This window comes from Pseudarthrobacter sp. fls2-241-R2A-127, from assembly GCF_030209355.1.
Taxonomy (GTDB): Bacteria; Actinomycetota; Actinomycetes; order Actinomycetales; family Micrococcaceae; genus Arthrobacter.
On sequence record NZ_JARVSF010000057.1, the window covers coordinates 1 to 1,765 of the forward strand.

At 56.4% G+C, this 1,765-nt stretch carries 1 rRNA gene; it reads right to left on the minus strand.

Annotated elements, in window-relative coordinates:
• Window positions 1-330: 330 nt before the first annotated feature.
• Window positions 331-1,765, minus strand: a 16S ribosomal RNA gene (locus QRN53_RS21690); the annotation flags it as partial.

A 1,765-nucleotide genomic window follows, 5' to 3' on the forward strand; every position in this document is an offset into this window, starting at 1 on the left:
ACCGTCATGGCAGGGAAACCAGAAACAAACAAACCCACCAACAACCCCCAACCCCATGACAGAGAAGGAAGCCATCCGTGGCCCTGTTGCCTCAGGACCCAACAGTGTGCCAAACACTACCCAGCAGAACAAACCACACCACGTTCCAGGACAACCCCCACAAAGGAAAGCGTCCGTACTAGCAAACGGTCCGTGCCACCAGGCACCTATTCGTTGATATTCCACCCTTGAGCACCCGCCACGAAACACTCGTCCGTGAAACGGGCCTTTACTCCTGACAACCCCCACCACCAACATGCGTTAGTAATGGTTGTTGTAGGTGCTCCTTAGAAAGGAGGTGATCCAGCCGCACCTTCCGGTACGGCTACCTTGTTACGACTTAGTCCCAATCGCCAGTCCCACCTTCGACAGCTCCCTCCCACAAGGGGTTAGGCCACCGGCTTCGGGTGTTACCAACTTTCGTGACTTGACGGGCGGTGTGTACAAGGCCCGGGAACGTATTCACCGCAGCGTTGCTGATCTGCGATTACTAGCGACTCCGACTTCATGGGGTCGAGTTGCAGACCCCAATCCGAACTGAGACCGGCTTTTTGGGATTAGCTCCACCTCACAGTATCGCAACCCTTTGTACCGGCCATTGTAGCATGCGTGAAGCCCAAGACATAAGGGGCATGATGATTTGACGTCGTCCCCACCTTCCTCCGAGTTGACCCCGGCAGTCTCCTATGAGTCCCCACCATCACGTGCTGGCAACATAGAACGAGGGTTGCGCTCGTTGCGGGACTTAACCCAACATCTCACGACACGAGCTGACGACAACCATGCACCACCTGTAAACCGACCACAAGTGGGGGACCTGTTTCCAGGCCTTTCCGGTTCATGTCAAGCCTTGGTAAGGTTCTTCGCGTTGCATCGAATTAATCCGCATGCTCCGCCGCTTGTGCGGGCCCCCGTCAATTCCTTTGAGTTTTAGCCTTGCGGCCGTACTCCCCAGGCGGGGCACTTAATGCGTTAGCTACGGCGCGGAAAACGTGGAATGTCCCCCACACCTAGTGCCCAACGTTTACGGCATGGACTACCAGGGTATCTAATCCTGTTCGCTCCCCATGCTTTCGCTCCTCAGCGTCAGTTAATGCCCAGAGACCTGCCTTCGCCATCGGTGTTCCTCCTGATATCTGCGCATTTCACCGCTACACCAGGAATTCCAGTCTCCCCTACATCACTCTAGTCTGCCCGTACCCACCGCAGATCCGGAGTTGAGCCCCGGACTTTCACGGCAGACGCGACAAACCGCCTACGAGCTCTTTACGCCCAATAATTCCGGATAACGCTTGCGCCCTACGTATTACCGCGGCTGCTGGCACGTAGTTAGCCGGCGCTTCTTCTGCAGGTACCGTCACTTACGCTTCTTCCCTACTGAAAGAGGTTTACAACCCGAAGGCCGTCATCCCTCACGCGGCGTCGCTGCATCAGGCTTCCGCCCATTGTGCAATATTCCCCACTGCTGCCTCCCGTAGGAGTCTGGGCCGTGTCTCAGTCCCAGTGTGGCCGGTCACCCTCTCAGGCCGGCTACCCGTCGTCGCCTTGGTAGGCCATTACCCCACCAACAAGCTGATAGGCCGCGAGTCCATCCAAAACCACAAAAGCTTTCCACCAACCACCATGCGATGGAAGGTCATATCCGGTATTAGACCCAGTTTCCCAGGCTTATCCCAGAGTCAAGGGCAGGTTACTCACGTGTTACTCACCCGTTCGCCACTAATCC